The sequence below is a fragment of the Marinomonas sp. BSi20584 genome (assembly GCF_002792415.1).
GTDB classification, from domain to species: Bacteria; Pseudomonadota; Gammaproteobacteria; order Pseudomonadales; family Marinomonadaceae; genus Marinomonas; species Marinomonas polaris.
Genome location: NZ_KZ454871.1, coordinates 17,311 through 34,472 on the forward strand (window position 1 = coordinate 17,311; position 17,162 = coordinate 34,472).

Below are 17,162 nucleotides of genomic sequence, written 5' to 3' on the forward strand. Positions count from 1 at the left end.
ATTAATGTGCCTAAACACACATTATTAATTTTTCCATTTCATAATTTGCTACTAGTCATTTAGTAGACAGATTGGTCTGACTGCACTGCAGACTTACCAAATTCAAATTCCTCTGCACGCTTCCTGATCGCTTGCATCATGAGTGATACATCTAACCCAACAGCAACGAATCCTACGCCTAATTCCATGTACCTTTTTGCCTGTGCAGAATCACTGGTTAACGTACCTGCTGATTTTCCACTCGCTATTATTTTTCGAATACTTTCTTCAATCGCCTGCTTGACCTCAGGATGACTGGGATTGCCAACATGCCCCATAGACGCTGCTAAATCCGCAGGCCCAATAAAAACACCATCAACACCTTCAACGGCACAAATTGATTCTAAATTTTCAAGGGCAGTAACAGACTCAACCTGAACCAATACACAGATATCTTGATTGGCGTTATGAACATAATCCGTTATACCATTCCATAAAGACGCTCTTGCTGCGGCGGCACCAACCCCCCTCGTTCCAAAAGGAGGATAACGAGTCGACTTAACAATCGCCTCTGCTTGCTCAGCACTTTGCACCATAGGTATAAGTAAAGTCTGTGCACCAACATCCAATATTTGCTTAATAAAAGTAGGATTATCATCAGCTAGACGCACGACTGGATGAGAAGAATAAGGAGCAATAGCTTGTAATTGTAAAAGCATCGATTGCAAGTTATTAGGTGCATGCTCTCCGTCAATCAAAAGCCACTGAAACCCAACAGAAGCACACATTTCAGCACTGTATGAGCTCCCCATTGAAAGCCAGAACCCAACCTGCTGTTCTCCTCTGGATAAAGCTTGTTTAAATTCGTTAGTTTTTTTTATTTTCATAACAACCTCTTAAGAAAGATTTCCTTGGCATAAATATTTAATATGCAGGTAATCATCTAATCCATATTTAGAGCCTTCTCGACCATAACCAGATTCTTTAACACCTCCAAATGGGGCTGAATCTGCCGCAATAGCTCCTTCGTTAATACCTACAATCCCTGTTTCTAATGCACTGGCAAGTCGCCAAATACGGCTAACATTTTCAGAGTAAAAATAAGCAGCTAAGCCAAAAGGAGTATCATTGGCTTGTTCTATGACTTCTTGTTCATTATCAAAACAAAATAATGGAGCAACTGGACCAAACGTCTCTTCCTGACAAAGAACGGCATTTTTACTCACATTCCCTAGCACTGTGGGAGCAATATAATTAGGGCCATCAGATATTCGAACCCTATTTCCACCAACTAATACCCTTGCACCTTTCTGTACAGCATCGTCGATATGAGACAGTATCTTGTCTACTGCTCTCTCATTTATCATTGGGCCAATTTCACTATCTAATTCGCTGGCAGGGCCAACTTTTAGAGCACGAACTTTCTCCACTAATTTTGCAGCAAATTCGTCATAAACCTTTGCTTGCACATAAACTCGATTAGGGCACACACAGGTTTGACCACCGTTACGAAATTTCGCTGCCATTAAGCCAGACACTGCAGCGTCTAAATCTGCATCTTCGAAGACAATAAAAGGAGCATTACCTCCAAGTTCTAAAGAAAGTTTTTTCAACGTTGCCGCTGAGGCTTGAGCCAAATGCTTACCAACTGGTGTTGAACCAGTAAAACTGATTTTACGAACTCGACTATCTTGCAACCAGTTGTTCACCATCGCTGGTGTATTATTACGAGATGAACACACTATATTAATCACACCACTAGGAATTCCAGCGACCTCGGCCAGCTTAACCAAGGCAAGCGATGTAAGCGGAGTGTCTTCTGCTGGTTTAGCGACGACAGTACAACCAGCAGCCAAAGCTGGTGCGATTTTTCGAGTAATCATGGCAGCAGGGAAGTTCCATGGTGTTATGACTGCAGTGACACCAACAGGCTCTTTAATCGCCATCATTTTTCGACCAACTACAGGAGATTCGATTAAATCCCCCTCAATTCGAGGAGCTTGTTCGGCAAACCATTCAACATAACTTGCTGCATAGCTAATCTCACCCTTAGCCTCGGCTAATGGCTTACCTTGCTCTAACGAAATGAGCCCAGCTAACGTATCCAAATTAGCTAAAATCAAAGCATGCCAAGCCTTTAGATACTGAGCTCGCTTTCTTGCAGGCACTAACCGCCATGCTAAAAAAGCCTGACACGCTGCATCAACGGCAGCCGAAGCATCACTAGCATCGCTATCTGGAACATGAGCAATCACTCCTTGATTAGCAGGATTCAAAACCTCAAACGTTTGCTCTGACTGAGCCGTTGTCCAAACTCCCGCGATATAGTTTTGATTCGTAATTGTATGTTGACTCATGCAATTGATTCCTCTGCAATATAGAAAATGGAATTAACTAACAATACCGATGTGCCAAGGAATAAACTCGTTATCACCTAAGCCTAAACGTTCGCTAGAGGTACTTTCTCCGGATGCCACTTTAATAATGTGTTCGAAAATATGTTGCCCCATTTCCTCAAGGCTCATTTTTCCATCCAGTATTAACCCACAGTTAATATCCATATCTTCTTGTAAGCGGTTATACATATTTGAATTAGATGCTAATTTAATCGTAGGAGCAGGCTTTGAACCGAACATCGATCCCCGCCCTGTCGTAAAGCAGATCAAATTCGCTCCGCCAGCTATTTGTCCGGTTGCTGAAACTGGGTCATATCCTGGAGTATCCATAAAAACAAAACCATTTTGTTCAATAGGTTCTGCATATTCATAAACCGCTTGAAGAGGTGTCGTACCGCCTTTCATGGCAGATCCCAACGATTTTTCAAAGATATTCGCCAAGCCGCCAGCTTGATTGCCCTGCCCAACCACACCATTAAACTGCCCATTGTGACCGCGGGTATATTCATCCCACCAAGAAAGACGATCTAATAGCTTCTGACCGACTTCCTGACTAATAGCACGTCGAGTCAGCATATATTCGACACCATGAATTTCTGGAGTCTCAGATAAAATGGCTGTACCGCCATGTCTAACCAAAATATCCATGGCCATACCTAATGCAGGATTAGCAGTAATTGCTGAAAACCCGTCAGAGCCGCCACATTGCAAACCTATCTTTAAGTGCTCTACACTCACTGGTTCTCGCACCACCTTATTGGCTTCTGGCAACATACTTTCAATCGCAGCAATACCAGCTGCAATCGTTGCTCTAGTTCCACCCACAGCCTGCATAACCAAGGTCTGTAAATGAGAGTTTTCTTCGAGTTGCTGAGAAGCAATTAAAGAGGACATCTCATTCCGTTCACATCCAAGCCCAACAATAAGCACACCAGCTAAATTTGGATGACGTGCATATCCGGACAAAGTTCTACGCAGAACATCAAAATGATAACTAGGAGAAGACATGCCACATCCACTGGTATGAGGAAAAGCAACAATGCCATCAATATTAGGGAAAGCGGAAAGTCGTTCTGGAGTAAAATGATCTGCAATTTGTCGGATAACAGTAGAAGAACAATTAACCGTTGAAAGAATACCAATATAATTACGCGTTGCTACTTTTCCATTGGAGCGCACAATACCATTAAAAGTCGCTCTTGCTGAAACGTCCACATACTCGACAGGGACAACATCCTGACAAAAGCTAGGATCTCTTTCATAATCAACTAATTCAAGATTGTGCGTATGAACATGATCTCCAGCTTCAATTCGACGTAATGCCACACCAATGCGTGTATCGTATTTGATAATCGGCTCACCAGCCTCAATCAGCCTTGCAGCGATTTTATGACCACCCGAAACTTGAGCTCGAATACGAAGATTAAACTCTGGAACTTGCTGCCCTATTGATACTGACTCACGAACGATGCATACATTATCATTGCTATGCAATTTAATTAGAGGGGACGATGAGGATGACATATTTTATTCACTCACACTAAATTTGTTGTAGTTATGTGAGCAAGTATGTTGAGCATCTATATGAATGTAAAATGAAACAATAGACTCTTCTCATTCCATTATGTTATGAAGTAGATAAGAAAATAAAAAAGAGTAAAACATTTCATGATAGGCATTGATCGCGTCTTACGCTCTAATCTGAGGCTAAGACACTTACAATTATTAGTAGCATTAGATGAATTTCGACACCTAGGAAGAACCGCAGAGTTTCTATCTGTGACTCAGCCAGCCGTATCAAAAATGCTCGCAGAAATAGAAAAAACATTCGACTTACAGCTATTTGAACGTTCGAGTAGAGGAACTGAACCTACTCCATACGGCGTAACCGTTATTAAATTTGCGCGTTCAGTACTAGCAGATTATGACAGGGCCAAGATTGAGATAGCAGCAGTTACAGAAGGTTCAGCAGGTAGAGTACAAGTAGGTGCTATGGTTGCAGCAACACCTACCCTACTAACGCAAGCCGTTAACAACCTTAAAAAAAATGCGACCAAAACAACAGTTCTAATAGAAGAAGGTGACCTAAGGCGCCTATTACCCCGATTAAGGTCTGGGGAGCTAGATCTCATAGTAGGAAGGTTAGAGCCTGGTTATGCAGCCCCAGATTTAGATACAGAAGCACTCTATAACGAATCCATGTGTCTCATTTGCTCACCAAATCATGAAATTCTGAAAGGAAAAATTATCGATTGGCCTCTGCTATCACAACAAGCTTGGATTGTTCCGCCATCTTGGGCAGCATCTAGAACAAAACTGAACCAAATATTTTACAAACATAACTTACATCCACCAGAAAACATCATAGAGTCAGCATCATTTTTAAATATACTGATGTCATTACAAACAGGCTCAGCCATAGGCTTTATGGCTCATCAAGTTGCACAGCATTTCGAGCAACAAGGGCTAATGTCTATTATTCCCATAGAGTTAGAAATTGATTTGCCACCTATAGGTATAATCACTTTAGATGGCAGAGAAAAGACGCCGACTACACTAAAGTTAATAGAACAGCTAAGAATGGTAAATGGATGTGAAAATACATAAATATTGCCAACTATATCTATATGCAGGAACGATGAATCTCTTTTTCAAACCATTCAACATCCCAGTATTGACCAAATTTTCGGCCAACTTCGAGGTATACACCAACGGATTCAAAGCCGAACTTTTCATGGATAATACGGGAGGCTTCATTGGGCAAGGTAATGCCAGCGTAGGCGCGATGAATGTCTTCTGTTTCCAGTTGCTCAAACAGTTCAAGGTACAAGGCGGTTCCCAAACCTCGGCCTTTTGTATTTGGCTTTAGGTAAATACTAACTTCCACCGACGTTTCATAAGCGCGTTTTGGTTTGAATTGTCCACTGCAAGCGTAACCGAGAATTTCTCCGTCTTGTTCCGCCACCAGTAAACGATACCGACCAGTTGGCGCAAACTGCGAAAACCAAACCGCTCGACCTTCTAATGTGTAAGGCTCTATATCAAAAGTAGTCGCCGTATTCACTATGTAGTGATTATAAAGATCGGTTAACGCGGGTAAATCCTCAATCACAGCTGGACGAATTTGAACGCTCATTTTATCTCCCAATGGCAATAATCTAAGGCTGAAGCGATGCTCTATTTTTACCACGCTTCACATTACTGTAATAGACAATTTGCGGTGGTACTGCGTTTAACTGCTTGGCTTGTTTATATCTCGATAAAAAAGATCGATACACGCCGTATTTAAAATACACAATATCTGCGTCCATCGTCGGGCCTTGGTAGTCGACTTTTTGTTCGCCGTTTACCCAAACTTGGAATACACCAGAATCGTCTTTTGCCCAGCGAGCATGCACTTCGATTTTATGCCACCGACCTCGCAGATCAGCCTCATTAATCAGTTCGTAATTTTTTTTAGTACCAGAAATATGGTCGTTTAGGTGATAACCACCGCGGCCATTTTGAAACATCCAGATCGGATGAGAGTTAGCTTGATGAAATTGACCAAGAGCAACCTTGGTAGGAAAAACATTGGGGTAATCATCAGGAAAATAAATCGACCAACCGTACCAAGCGTCACTGCCTGCTGGTGTCATTTTCTGCTGCTCGGATAACTCACTGCGTTCGCGATCTTGCTCGCAATCATTCCAACCTTTATTCCAGTAGCAGTCTCCTGGACGCACCTCGAATTTCTCGATTAGTTTGGTTGGTGCGCTATCGGTAATGTCCTGAATAACTTGATAACCATCGCTCGTATTATTTAACGAACGCATGAAAGGGCCAAAATCCCCATGATTAATATCTTGCGCAACAGACTGCGCCTGAACAGGAATAACAAAAAAATATAGCCCTAAGGAAATTAAAAAACGAGACATAGGAAACAAACCTTATTTATTACTCATCACGCCATTCTAAAGTTTGCGAAGGCTGTTCACCAAACAGTTGTTTGTAGTCTTTCGACCAAGTAGGGTCAAATGAAGAATACGGGGATATTTTCATCTAACTTTATCTCTCAATAAATGTATTTCGTCCTAACACCCAACATTTATTGGCGACTAGACGATCAACCACATTAACCTCTTGAATTTCTAGAATTTCTTGAATTCCCACCATTTCATTGTTTAAACAAGTTCACAAGAAAAAGGCAATCTATTGCTAGACTGCCTTTGGTTTTTTCTTACTGTTGGTGTAAAAACACCGTTTGCAGTTATTTGCCGCCTGAGACAGCAAAGCCGCTAAAGCCACCCATTGGTAGGTCAGCCATTAAGCTTGCCGCGCCTGTCGTCAGGTCTATAGAGTAAAGACCGGCTTTTGATTCACCTTCGAGCTGCAATATTGCATAAGCAGCGTCAGAACCTTCTTCGGCAGAAACTATATCGAAGCCACCCATTGAAGATACGTCAACGGCCTTGCCATTGATGGTGATCTTAGCAACGGTTTTTAATTCGCCTGCATTATTCGCAAGGCTGACCAATGAGTCTGTTTTACTGTCTAACGCAAACTGGAAAGTGCTCGACGCTTTTGCACCGGCAATGGCGTTCGTGTAAGCGTTTGCAAAAATTTCAGGCGTTGTGCCTTCGTTGCTGTCGCCTTTTACATAAAAAGTAGAGGTGAATTTCAATACGGAATTAGCACGCTTATCTTCGTTACCAAAACCGACAGGGAAATACACCAAGTTTGTCCCGTCAGAACCCACCATACGAACCGCATCGATGGCGTTATTAAAATCCATCGCGGTTGCTGAAGCACCCTTTGAAATCATGGCACCTTTTGTGAAGCTAGCACCAAGATCGGTTAGCTTACCTGTCTTAGTATCAACAGAATAGACAGCACCATTGGAATAGCCCAACAACTCGCCAGTAACGGGGCGATATGCCACGGCATCCAGCTTATTGCTTAGCGTAAAAGTGTCCATTTTCGCAGGAGACGCGATAGATCCCATTGTGACCAAAGTCGTTCCATTATTAGCAAGTGCGTACCCAGCGATAGGGCTATCTTGGTCCGATGTTCCGTAAAAGCCAGTTGAACAAGCAGAAACAGCGAAAGCAGTCGTGGCAGCAATAATCGTCTTTTTCATCATAAGCATCCTATATGAGTTTTATTAGTAAACTAGGTGTCACCCAACTGGGTGGCTCATACAGAGATACTCATCTTTTAAAAAAAGGTTTCAGATAAACGATATTTTTTTGAAAAAAATTTTCGGGACGATAAAAATGCAGGTGTTACGTTTACTCGAAACACATGAACACGTTACGACAACGACTCATTGAAGGTGAAGAAGGTGGTATAGCGGATTATGACCTCGATTCGTTGATCAATGAACTCGATAACGAAGAGAGAGAATGAAATCAGAGATGGCTACCGAAAGTTTCCGCAAGGAAGCCATGTTATTTTTTATCAACAAATTGGTAGTCAAAATATTCAAATTATCAGGATCTTACATAAGAGTATGGATGTGAATCCAATGTTTGGGGCATAAAGCCCAATTAAGGTGTAAAGCAAGTTTAATTTTCATCTGACCCTAATTGTTCAATTCTATTTTCATACATAGATAAATTCTCAATAGGTGAAGATAACAATTAGAGCCATAGCTTTTATATATGGGGGAGGAAACCGCATACGTTTTTTCGTACCAGACCGCTTAACGGGCGACATGGTTTTTTTGTTATATTTTTCCGATGACAAAACCTTCAGACTTAATAAGCGTTATAAATTCGTCGTATTCCTTCAATAGATCTTGACCAGCATCGGATAAATTATCTTGTAGCTTATAATATCGCTCTTCACTTTTACCACCATGACCTTTCCAGTGGTATGGAGGTAAATACATTTCCCCTGTCGTATCTTCTTGAGCCCCAAGGTATCCAGAGGTATATGCAGCCTTATTAAAGGCAATTATTTTTGCTATGAGAGTTCTTTTCTTATAATCAGCAGCCTGATTGTAAAGGTTGAAGGGAGGTGTAATATACTTTTCACATTCTTCTAAGCCTCGGGCAAAATCTCTTCTTATTCCAGCTATTGGAGCTCTTTCAATCCAAAATCGTGTATTTTCATAAGGAAGCTTTTGTAGTATTCCCTCAATAATACCCTGATCATGAGGCATCTCTTTTTCCATTTTCTCCTTCATTTCTACGATTTTATATTGGTTACCAATATTTACCAAGTGCGTATGTATTAGATGATATGCTGAACCAGAAACCATTAAGATAACACCTGCAATGTAAGCGGGTATGTCTGGAACATCAATTGGTATGTTGATATCAAAATATTTGGACAAGATGACTTTGATAATTAGATGCCCAAGTAATGGGGTTGCGACTAGGCCGGCACCGACAAAAAGAAATGTTTTAGTTACAAGATTAGAAAAGGGTGATAAGAACCATTTCTTTATAATTGGATCAATGTATTCATCCCAAATATTTTTTTTCGGCACAATAGAGACTTACCTTTAAAAGTATAACGCCCGCTTAATAGGTGCGAGCCTACAAGCGTCCTAATTGACGCACTTCTTAGTGTTTGCTTCACTATAAAAAATATCAAAACCCCACGCCAAAGCCGCTAAGTTGAAATACAGGTTTTTTTCAATAGTAAGCTCACCATTTTTTGCATTCACGAGTTCGGCTATCGAAGATCCAAGCCCAAGAATCCCATATGTAATTAGGGACAAAAGCAAAAAAAGCCTTAACCCCTTGTATGGTGAAATTAAGGCATTAAATATGAAGTATAAAATAGTTATGACAAAAACGCTCAATACGAATACTGCTATTTTTACTCCGATACTCAGCAGAGACATATTGGAATTCATTAGCAAAGTAATATTCTCATCCCAGCGAATGACCCACCAGCCAAATTGGGTATAACAAGCAGCACAGATTAAAGGAATGACCAATATTCCGCTAAGCTCACCAATATCTTTTACATCACTAACCGAAAAAGCCATTCAGACATCCTTGTAAACACTAATATATTAATAGTGCGCACGCGCATCTACACTGTTTTTAATTCCCATATAACCCCCTATAAAAAACTGGTTTTATGGCACTTTTTTCATTTTCCACAGGCTGCTTAATTTGGAATGTGCGTTATGTGGACTTGGTTTTATGTTGTTAATGGATACTAAAAGACTTTCTGGCTTGCCGCCAGTACAAATACCATAAAGGCTCGGTTGCTTTTTACTCAACCACTCAACCACTCAACCCCGTAAGTGTTTTTGAGGGTGTTTCACCAAACAGTTGCTTGTAGTCTTTTGAGAACTGGCTCAGATGCCAAAATCCCCATTGAGCGGCGATGTCACTGACCGCTTGACCATTTTTTGCTTGTACCAGAGAGCGACGAACGCCGTTTAATCGACTAATCCGCAGATATTGAATCGGGCTGACGCCAAGGATGCTTTCAAAGCTGTATTGTAAGGTACGGCGGCTGACACTGGTAACTTCACACAATTGCGTCACGGTAACGGGTTCATCAAGATGATGATCTAAAAATAAACGCGCGCGATCGACGACTTTCTTACGATGATAATAGCTTTGTGTTTTGGCGGGTTGCGGTGTTTCCACTTTAAGTACTTCCAGCAGGGCCATCATGACAATGTCTTGCTGCAAGCGTGGCGGTGTTGTGTTGTTTTGCACCGAGAGTAAACGTGCTAGCACAAAGCGCACTTCCTCTAAGGTTTTATCTGGCACGCCAAGGCGACCATGTTCGGTGAGTTCTTTCCAATTCAAATCGACACCATGAATCGCCGCCATCTTGATCAATTTCGAACGCTCTACAACTAAACCATATAAATCATAATCTTGCGGTGTGGATAGCTGAAAATCACAATCGCCAGGACGGCACATAATATTATTGGGATTGATGGTTAAGCCGTTGATACGGCTTTCTTCTTGATCGGCAAGAGGAATCCCCAGCCAAACAGAATCCGGCCAAACCATACATTTTTGCTGCAATGCCTGACTGGTGTGCTCACAAAAAACCTGTAAGCCATCAAACGGCAGCTCGACAATACGACCGTAAAAACTACCACGACTGGTTTGATCGTACTCTTGTTGCCAGTTGGTCAAATTACTCGCGTGCAAATCCGCATCGTGAGCTTCCGACACACGAGTTTTTGATACATCAGAGAAAAATCCCTCTTTTGGTGCATCAATCATTGAATTCAACATAACCACACCTGTCTGTGTTTTTTTTCTCACAGAATATGAGGAATTAAAAACCTAACTTTTTGAAAAATATACCATTTATAAATTTTGCCATTATTCGATAACGTAAATTTATGGATTTCCGTAATGTTAACTAACGTTATAAATATTCAGCGATTAACTTTAATAATAAGCAAAATTTATGCCCTTTTTACTCTAAATGTTTGTATCAATACATTAAGAGCTTGGGCCAACTCAATGTCAGTAAAGCGCGAGAAACGGTTATGAGCAAGCCAAATTCGACTTTTCAGTTTAAGAACACAGTAGGCGAGCGCACCTTCGGCTTTGTCGATCTTGCCGATTTAATGGCGAAAGCAACACCCGCACGTTCGGGGGATCGCTTAGCCGGTGTTGCGGCCCAAAGCGCCGAAGAACGCGCCATCGCGCAGATGACGCTTGCCGATGTACCACTGAGCCTTTTTCTTGAGCAAGCTCTCGTCCCCTATGAAGAAGACGAAATTACCCGACTAATACTAGACGATCATGACAAAGCTGCTTTTTCTTTGATTTCACACCTTACCGTAGGTGGCTTTCGTGATTGGTTATTAAGCGACCTTGCCACCAACGAGGTGCTTATTCAGATTCGTCCCGGTGTGACGCCAGAAATGGCCGCGGCGGTTAGTAAGATCATGCGTAATCAGGATTTGATCTTAGTTGCGAAAAAATGCCATGTAAAAACCGCGTTTCGTAACACCATTGGTTTGCCAGGGCATTTGTCAACTCGTTTACAACCCAATCACCCAACCGACGATTTAACTGGCATCGCGGCCAGCATGTTGGACGGTTTGCTCTACGCCAATGGTGACGCTGTGATTGGTATTAACCCTGCCACCGACAACGTGCAACAAGCCACACGCTTGATCAAGATGATGGACGAAGTCATCCAGCATTATGAGATTCCAACCCAATCCTGTGTGCTAACTCACGTGACCAACACCATCGAATGCATTGAACAAGGCGCACCCGTGGATTTGGTATTCCAGTCGATTGGTGGCACCCAAGCGACCAACGACAGCTTTGGTTTTAACCTCGCCACACTGGCCGAAGCCCAAGCAGCAGCCTTGTCGCTGAATCGTGGCACGGTTGGTAATAACGTCATGTACTTTGAGACAGGCCAAGGCAGCGCTTTATCCGCCAATGCTAATCATGGTTTAGATCAGCAAACTTGCGAAGCGCGGGCCTATGCGGTGGCACGTAAGTTTAATCCGCTATTGGTGAATACCGTGGTCGGTTTTATCGGCCCAGAATATTTGTACGATGGCAAACAAATCACTCGTGCAGGGTTAGAAGACCACTTCTGTGGCAAGTTACTTGGCTTACCTATGGGTTGCGACGTGTGTTATACCAATCACGCCGAAGCCGATCAAAATGACATGGATAATTTACTGACACTTTTAGGTGTCGCTGGTTGTACTTTTGTTATGGGCATCCCCGGTTCCGACGACATCATGCTGAACTACCAGACCACCTCGTTTCATGACGCTTTATACGCTCGTCGAGTACTGGGCTTAAAACCCGCGCCGGAGTTCGACCTTTGGTTAGCTAAAATGGAAATCTTCAAAAACAACGAGCAATTTACCCTCAACCACCAGCTACCAGATGCGTTCCATAAGTCACTCAATCGCATGATTGGAGGTCGTTCATGAGCCACGACATCCCTAAATCCGACATCCCTAAACCTAATAAGTCTTTCCCGACACACCCGCATGCAGAGCCAGTAACAGAGAACGCATGGAGCAAGCTCAATGCCTTTACCGATGCGCGAGTGGGTTTGGGGCGTTCTGGTATCAGCGTCCCAACCAAGCATTTATTGGCCTTTCAGCTGGCCCATGCTCAAGCGATCGATGCGGTGCACACGCAACTCGATAGCGACGCGTTAGCCAAAGCTCTGGTAGAGCAAGATTGGGCTAAAGATTGGACCAAAAACTGTGCCCCCCTACTGTTACACAGTCGCGCGACGGACCGCGCAACCTATTTACAACGTCCAGATTACGGTCGCAGATTGAATGACGAATCTGCCAATAAACTAGACGAGCACAGAGTTTCTACTTCGCAAAACTATGACCTTGCCATTGTCGTGGTGGATGGTTTGTCGTCGCTGGCAGTAGAGCAAAACACCTTGCCCTTTTTGCAAGCCCTGTCTGGCTATATCAAAAGCTGGAACATCGCACCTGTTTGCTTTGTTGAACAAGGCCGCGTTGCCATTGGTGACGATGTGTGTGAGCGCCTAAACGCCAAATGTGTTTTGGTATTAATCGGTGAACGTCCGGGGCTGAGCTCGCCAGACAGTTTAGGCTTGTATCTCACTTGGGACGGCAAAGTCGGCCTAACAGATGCCTACCGCAACTGCATATCCAACGTTCGCCCAGCGGGCTTGGTCTATCAAGAAGCCGCACGCAAAGCCTTTTATCTATTAAACGAAGCACGAACCCTGAAGCTGTCTGGCGTAAAACTCAAAGACAGATCAGACGACGATTTAATCGTAGACACCTCAAAGGAGTCAAAAAACTTCCTCATCTCCTAATACGAGGAAAAAGACAAGAGAAAAAAGATAAGGAAAAACAAAACGCACGAAGACGTACAAACAGAAAAGCAAGAAAACTATAAGCCCACAGGGCAAAAAATGACGGTTTAAAACTCAACATATAGAGCACAACTGGAACAAAAGGAAACTAAAATGTCTGATCAAATCAATAAAGAATATCTGGCGAAACGCCAGCTAAAACGAGGCTCCGCGGGCTGGATTCTGCTCGCGGGTTTGGGCGTATCTTACGTTATCTCTGGTGACTTCGCAGGCTGGAACTTTGGTATTGCCGAAGCGGGCTGGGGCGGGTTTGCCATCGCAGCAGCGCTCATGGCGGTGATGTATTTCACCTTGGTTTTATCCTTGGCAGAAATGTCTGCCGCTATCCCAGCGGCGGGCGGCGGTTACAGTTTTGCGCGTCAAGCAATGGGGCCTACTGGCGGTTATTTAACCGGCCTAGCGGTGTTAATTGAATACGCTTTGGCGCCTGCCGCCATTGTTATTTTTATCGGTTCTGCGGTAGAAGCCCTGTTGGGCTTTAATGGACCTTGGGTCTACGCCGCGTTTTACATTGTCTTTATCGGCATTCACCTAGCCGGTGCAGGCGAAGCGCTAAAAGTCATGATGGTCATCAGCGGCTTGGCAGTCATCGCCATTCTAGCGACAGCAGTAGCCTTGATTGGCGATTTTGATAGCAGCCGTTTATTTGATGTGGCGGTCACCGATGCCGCTGGCGCGTCTGAGTTTATGCCGATGGGCTGGTATGGTATTTGGGCGGCATTGCCATTTGGCATGTGGTTGTTCTTGGCGGTTGAAGGTGTGCCTCTAGCCGCAGAAGAAGCCAAAGATCCAGCGAAAGATGTGCCAAAAGGCATTATCGGCGCGATGATCTTCTTACTGTTCACGGCACTTTTGGTGGTGTTTTTGTTAGCGGGCGCTGCTGGTGCAGATGCGATGGGTAAGAGCGCGGTGCCTTTGGTTGACGCCTTAAACTTTGCTGGTCATGATACTTTGGCAACTGTGGTAAACGTTCTCGGTCTTGCTGGTTTGATCGCGTCTTTCTTCTCTATCATCTACGGTTACAGCCGCTTGGTCTTTGCTCTGTCTCGTGCAGGTTACATTCCACAAAGCTTGTCAGTAACAGACAAACGTAAAGTGCCTACTCGTGCTTTGATCGTACCTGGCATTTTAGGCTTCCTTGCGTCTTTGACGGGCGAAGGCGATCTGATGCTTGCCATGGCCGTGGTTGGCGCAACCGTGTCTTATGCTTTGATGGCACTCAGCCACATTTTGCTTCGCATCAAACAGCCAAACATGGAACGTCCTTATAAAACACCGGGCGGTATTTTCACCTCGTCTATCGCGTTTGTTTTATCGCTATTGGCTTTGACTGGTGTTTACGCTTACGACCCACGCGCGTTTTTCTACACGCTGGTCTTGTTCGCTATCGGCGCCGCTTACTACTTCTTGTATAGTAAAAATCGCCTTGTGGCGAAAACACCGGAAGAAGAGTTCGACATGTTGGCAGCTGCTGAAGCGGACCTTGCTGCAACGGCTTAACAACCCTTTTCACTGAGTAAATAAAACAAAGCCCCGCATTCCTTTCCTAGGGAATGCGGGGCTTTTGAGTGTTAGGATCAAACGCATTTACGACTTAGCCAATGCCATACTTTGCAGAGCTGCGCGCTCTGGCTCCATCATATAACGATAAGACAATGCCGCCACGATACCACCAATAAAGATGGCATAGTTTGCCAAGGCGCTAAACACAAAGGTCGCCAAGATAGACACCGCACCGGCAATCAACAAAGCATAGACACTCTTCTTATTCACACCGTTTTCATACCAATAAGCGCCTTTAGGAGACTCTGTATACAAAGCTGCCACATCGATATGACCTTTTTTGATAAAGAAGTAGTCGACAATAATAATGCCGTACAAAGGCCCAATCATCGCGCCCAACACATCCACTGTATAGTGAATCACTTCTGGGTTATTGAATAAATTCCATGGCGTTAGCAGCACAGAACCAAACGCGGCAATAAAACCACCCGCTTTAAAGCTGATTTTCTGTGGTGATACATTGGAGAAATCAAACGCAGGCGCTACAAAGTTCGCCACGATATTAATGCCCACTGTCGCAAAGATAAAAGTCAGCGCGCCAAGAACCGTAATAAAGCCAGAATCTAGACGTTTCACGGTTTCCACTGGGTCGGTGATCATCTGACCAAATACTGGGATAGAAGCCGACACAATCACCACACTAAACAAAGAAAACAAGACAAAATTAAGTGGCAAGCCCAATAGGTTTCCCAGTTTTAATTTTTTATAACTGCCGCAGTAACGAGAGAAATCACTAAAGTTTAAGGTTGGCCCAGCAAAATACCCGGCAACCAAGGCAATAGCAATGAACATCTGCACGTACACATCCATGCCTGTTAGATTATTTGAGCTCAAATTGAAACTGATATTTTCCCAACCCGCTCGATCAACCATATAAATACACAAAGCAAACATGGCCACATAAATAGCCGGACCAGACCAATCGATCACTTTACGAATCATGTCCATACCAAACATGAACACGACACCTTGTACCACCCACATGGCTGTAAAGCCGATCCAACCTAAGTAAGACAGCCCGATAAACGACTTATCCGCCAAAGACGCCATGTCAGGAAAGAAATACAGCAACAAAATAATAAAGGAACTGGACGCGAGAAAGGTTTGAATACCGTACCAAACCACCGCGATCAATCCTCGAATAATAGCCGGGATATTGGCACCGAATACGCCAAATGACATACGCGCTACCACAGGAAAAGGCACACCCGCTTTTTGTCCCGGTTTACCCATCAAATTGGCAAAAACAAGCACAATGGAAATGCCCAACAACAGACTAATAAAGACCTGAATACCATTTAGACCTAGGGCAAACAAACTGGCAGCAAACACGTAGCCGCCCACGCTATGAACGTCTGACATCCAAAAAGCGAAGATACTATACCAACCCCATTTTTGATCTTTCTCCGGCAAGAGATCGCTATTTGCTAATCTAGGGCTTTGCTCAAATTCTTGTTTCATGATTGCGTTCCTTTTTAATTGTATACAATGTTAAATACAATTTATGTGCCAAAAAACAGAACCCAAAGAACTTAAGTAAAAATAGGAACATGAACCCAAAAAACCAATATTTACTGCACCATTCCAAGTCAAAAAAACGAAAACCACACCAATATTGTGCACAATCAATTCATTTTTTGTTTAAGATGTACGAAACAAACTAGCATGCTATATTGTCTTAAGAACTATATTTAACAAGATATCGTATACAATTTATAGAGAAGCACTCATGTCGAATGACGAGAATATTTACCGACAAATGCTAAAGGCCATTGTCGAACACCAATTACCACCAGGAGCGCGTTTACCAGAAGACCGGCTATCAGAAGCGTTTGGTGTGAGCAGAACCGGCATCCGCAAAGTATTGCAGCGACTCGCCTTAGAGCATTTTGTAGTGATCGAAAAAAACAAAGGCGCGCAGGTAAACCATCCAAGCGAAGCCGAAGCATTAGAAGTTCTAGACAGCCGCATATTAATTGAGCCGCAACTCATTCCAGCCTTACTTGGTTATTGGAATGCAGAACATTCTGAGCGTTTTCGCACCATGGCGAAGGAAGAAAAATACGCAGAAGAAGGCAACCAACTAGCAGACTCTATTCAGCTAACCGCTCGTTTCCATTATGAGTTAGCGACGCTAGCAGGCAATAAGGTACTAGCGAATTTTGTCCAACAACTGTGCTATCGCTCTTCACTTATTCTCGCCGCTTACGGTACTCGCGGCAGTGTCGGTTGCGACTGTGGAGATCACTCGGAGCTTCTGGACCTTCTCGATCAAGGACACACAGATAAGGCACAACACTGGATGAGTCATCACCTTAGACACATCAAATCTTCGCTCATTCTTGATAGCAAACCCGAAGAAAATATCGATTTTCAAAGACTTTTTGGCCACTAGGAGCA

At 43.4% G+C, this 17,162-nt stretch carries 17 protein-coding genes; 7 read left to right on the forward strand and 10 right to left on the reverse strand.

The genetic code is table 11. The features are described from left to right. Positions 1-59: 59 nt before the first annotated feature. Genes hpaI through TY87_RS03995 form a run of 3 tightly spaced genes read right to left on the reverse strand, consistent with a single transcriptional unit; the run spans position 60 to position 3,899 of the window. Positions 60-866 (reverse strand): 4-hydroxy-2-oxoheptanedioate aldolase, encoded by an 807-nt coding sequence (gene hpaI, locus TY87_RS03985; RefSeq protein WP_072838796.1) that lies wholly within the window; start codon positions 864-866, stop codon positions 60-62. Between the two features lie 9 nt (positions 867-875). Beyond that, positions 876-2,336 (reverse strand): NAD-dependent succinate-semialdehyde dehydrogenase, encoded by a 1,461-nt coding sequence (locus tag TY87_RS03990; protein WP_100186062.1) that lies wholly within the window; start codon positions 2,334-2,336, stop codon positions 876-878. Positions 2,337-2,369: 33 nt separating this feature from the next. Then, complete coding sequence (locus tag TY87_RS03995; protein WP_100186063.1) at positions 2,370-3,899, reverse strand: UxaA family hydrolase; 1,530 nt, start codon at positions 3,897-3,899, stop codon at positions 2,370-2,372. A 144-nt stretch (positions 3,900-4,043) separates the two neighbouring features. Here TY87_RS03995 and TY87_RS04000 point away from each other — a divergent pair, with 144 nt between their 5' ends. Next, positions 4,044-4,982 (forward strand): LysR family transcriptional regulator, encoded by a 939-nt coding sequence (locus TY87_RS04000; RefSeq protein WP_011978325.1) that lies wholly within the window; start codon positions 4,044-4,046, stop codon positions 4,980-4,982. Positions 4,983-4,998: 16 nt separating this feature from the next. Here TY87_RS04000 and TY87_RS04005 read toward each other — a convergent pair whose 3' ends face one another. The 3 genes from TY87_RS04005 to TY87_RS04015 all read right to left on the reverse strand — a co-directional run bounded on the left by TY87_RS04005 (position 4,999) and on the right by TY87_RS04015 (position 7,494). Next, positions 4,999-5,511 (reverse strand): GNAT family N-acetyltransferase, encoded by a 513-nt coding sequence (locus TY87_RS04005; protein ID WP_100186064.1) that lies wholly within the window; start codon positions 5,509-5,511, stop codon positions 4,999-5,001. Positions 5,512-5,533: 22 nt separating this feature from the next. Continuing rightward, the gene (locus TY87_RS04010) at positions 5,534-6,292 is read right to left on the reverse strand and encodes a polysaccharide lyase family 20 protein (protein ID WP_100186065.1); all 759 of its coding nucleotides are present in this window, start codon (positions 6,290-6,292) and stop codon (positions 5,534-5,536) included. A 332-nt stretch (positions 6,293-6,624) separates the two neighbouring features. Continuing rightward, the gene (locus TY87_RS04015) at positions 6,625-7,494 is read right to left on the reverse strand and encodes a DUF4394 domain-containing protein (RefSeq protein WP_232617063.1); all 870 of its coding nucleotides are present in this window, start codon (positions 7,492-7,494) and stop codon (positions 6,625-6,627) included. 164 nt (positions 7,495-7,658) lie between these two features. Between TY87_RS04015 and TY87_RS04020 the strand changes: the two genes are divergently transcribed. Next, positions 7,659-7,763, forward strand: coding sequence for a type II toxin-antitoxin system ParD family antitoxin (locus TY87_RS04020; RefSeq protein WP_232617064.1), 105 nt, complete (start codon positions 7,659-7,661; stop codon positions 7,761-7,763). Next, the gene (locus TY87_RS04025; RefSeq protein ID WP_198432030.1) at positions 7,735-7,896 is read left to right on the forward strand and encodes a type II toxin-antitoxin system RelE/ParE family toxin; all 162 of its coding nucleotides are present in this window, start codon (positions 7,735-7,737) and stop codon (positions 7,894-7,896) included. Before TY87_RS04020 ends, TY87_RS04025 begins: the two co-directional genes overlap by 29 nt. Before the next feature lie 186 nt (positions 7,897-8,082). Here TY87_RS04025 and TY87_RS04030 read toward each other — a convergent pair whose 3' ends face one another. The 3 genes from TY87_RS04030 to TY87_RS04040 form a co-directional block, all read right to left on the reverse strand. Then, positions 8,083-8,850, reverse strand: coding sequence for a hypothetical protein (locus TY87_RS04030; protein WP_100186067.1), 768 nt, complete (start codon positions 8,848-8,850; stop codon positions 8,083-8,085). Positions 8,851-8,910: 60 nt separating this feature from the next. After that, entirely contained in the window at positions 8,911-9,357 is a 447-nt protein-coding gene (locus tag TY87_RS04035) for a hypothetical protein (protein WP_100186068.1), read from the reverse strand. A 244-nt stretch (positions 9,358-9,601) separates the two neighbouring features. Then, complete coding sequence (locus tag TY87_RS04040; RefSeq protein ID WP_100186069.1) at positions 9,602-10,579, reverse strand: helix-turn-helix domain-containing protein; 978 nt, start codon at positions 10,577-10,579, stop codon at positions 9,602-9,604. 260 nt (positions 10,580-10,839) lie between these two features. On the opposite strand from TY87_RS04040, the gene TY87_RS04045 reads away from it, so the two are divergent. From TY87_RS04045 to eat, 3 genes are all read left to right on the forward strand, one after another. Then, positions 10,840-12,261, forward strand: coding sequence for an ethanolamine ammonia-lyase subunit EutB (locus TY87_RS04045; protein ID WP_100186230.1), 1,422 nt, complete (start codon positions 10,840-10,842; stop codon positions 12,259-12,261). Beyond that, positions 12,258-13,139 (forward strand): ethanolamine ammonia-lyase subunit EutC, encoded by an 882-nt coding sequence (gene eutC, locus TY87_RS04050; RefSeq protein ID WP_232617065.1) that lies wholly within the window; start codon positions 12,258-12,260, stop codon positions 13,137-13,139. Before TY87_RS04045 ends, eutC begins: the two co-directional genes overlap by 4 nt. A gap of 153 nt (positions 13,140-13,292) precedes the next feature. Beyond that, positions 13,293-14,699, forward strand: a complete 1,407-nt coding sequence (eat, locus tag TY87_RS04055) for an ethanolamine permease (protein WP_100186070.1) — start codon at positions 13,293-13,295, stop codon at positions 14,697-14,699. Between the two features lie 87 nt (positions 14,700-14,786). Here eat and TY87_RS04060 read toward each other — a convergent pair whose 3' ends face one another. Then, positions 14,787-16,223: an NCS1 family nucleobase:cation symporter-1 gene (locus TY87_RS04060; protein WP_100186071.1), complete on the reverse strand. Its 1,437-nt coding sequence runs from the start codon at positions 16,221-16,223 to the stop codon at positions 14,787-14,789. Between the two features lie 268 nt (positions 16,224-16,491). On the opposite strand from TY87_RS04060, the gene TY87_RS04065 reads away from it, so the two are divergent. Next, on the forward strand, positions 16,492-17,157 hold the full coding sequence (locus TY87_RS04065) for a GntR family transcriptional regulator (RefSeq protein ID WP_100186072.1): 666 nt from the start codon (positions 16,492-16,494) through the stop codon (positions 17,155-17,157). The last annotated feature ends 5 nt before the right edge of the window (positions 17,158-17,162 follow it).

Coding starts and splice junctions, on each gene's coding strand:
- hpaI (WP_072838796.1), bottom strand. CDS start 866: ATGAAAATAAAAAAAACTAACGAATTTAAACAAGCTTTATCCAGAGGA.
- TY87_RS03990 (WP_100186062.1), bottom strand. CDS start 2,336: ATGAGTCAACATACAATTACGAATCAAAACTATATCGCGGGAGTTTGG.
- TY87_RS03995 (WP_100186063.1), bottom strand. CDS start 3,899: ATGTCATCCTCATCGTCCCCTCTAATTAAATTGCATAGCAATGATAAT.
- TY87_RS04000 (WP_011978325.1), top strand. CDS start 4,044: ATGATAGGCATTGATCGCGTCTTACGCTCTAATCTGAGGCTAAGACAC.
- TY87_RS04005 (WP_100186064.1), bottom strand. CDS start 5,511: ATGAGCGTTCAAATTCGTCCAGCTGTGATTGAGGATTTACCCGCGTTA.
- TY87_RS04010 (WP_100186065.1), bottom strand. CDS start 6,292: ATGTCTCGTTTTTTAATTTCCTTAGGGCTATATTTTTTTGTTATTCCT.
- TY87_RS04015 (WP_232617063.1), bottom strand. CDS start 7,494: ATGAAAAAGACGATTATTGCTGCCACGACTGCTTTCGCTGTTTCTGCT.
- TY87_RS04020 (WP_232617064.1), top strand. CDS start 7,659: ATGAACACGTTACGACAACGACTCATTGAAGGTGAAGAAGGTGGTATA.
- TY87_RS04025 (WP_198432030.1), top strand. CDS start 7,735: ATGAACTCGATAACGAAGAGAGAGAATGAAATCAGAGATGGCTACCGA.
- TY87_RS04035 (WP_100186068.1), bottom strand. CDS start 9,357: ATGGCTTTTTCGGTTAGTGATGTAAAAGATATTGGTGAGCTTAGCGGA.
- TY87_RS04040 (WP_100186069.1), bottom strand. CDS start 10,579: ATGTTGAATTCAATGATTGATGCACCAAAAGAGGGATTTTTCTCTGAT.
- TY87_RS04045 (WP_100186230.1), top strand. CDS start 10,840: ATGAGCAAGCCAAATTCGACTTTTCAGTTTAAGAACACAGTAGGCGAG.
- eutC (WP_232617065.1), top strand. CDS start 12,258: ATGAGCCACGACATCCCTAAATCCGACATCCCTAAACCTAATAAGTCT.
- eat (WP_100186070.1), top strand. CDS start 13,293: ATGTCTGATCAAATCAATAAAGAATATCTGGCGAAACGCCAGCTAAAA.
- TY87_RS04060 (WP_100186071.1), bottom strand. CDS start 16,223: ATGAAACAAGAATTTGAGCAAAGCCCTAGATTAGCAAATAGCGATCTC.
- TY87_RS04065 (WP_100186072.1), top strand. CDS start 16,492: ATGTCGAATGACGAGAATATTTACCGACAAATGCTAAAGGCCATTGTC.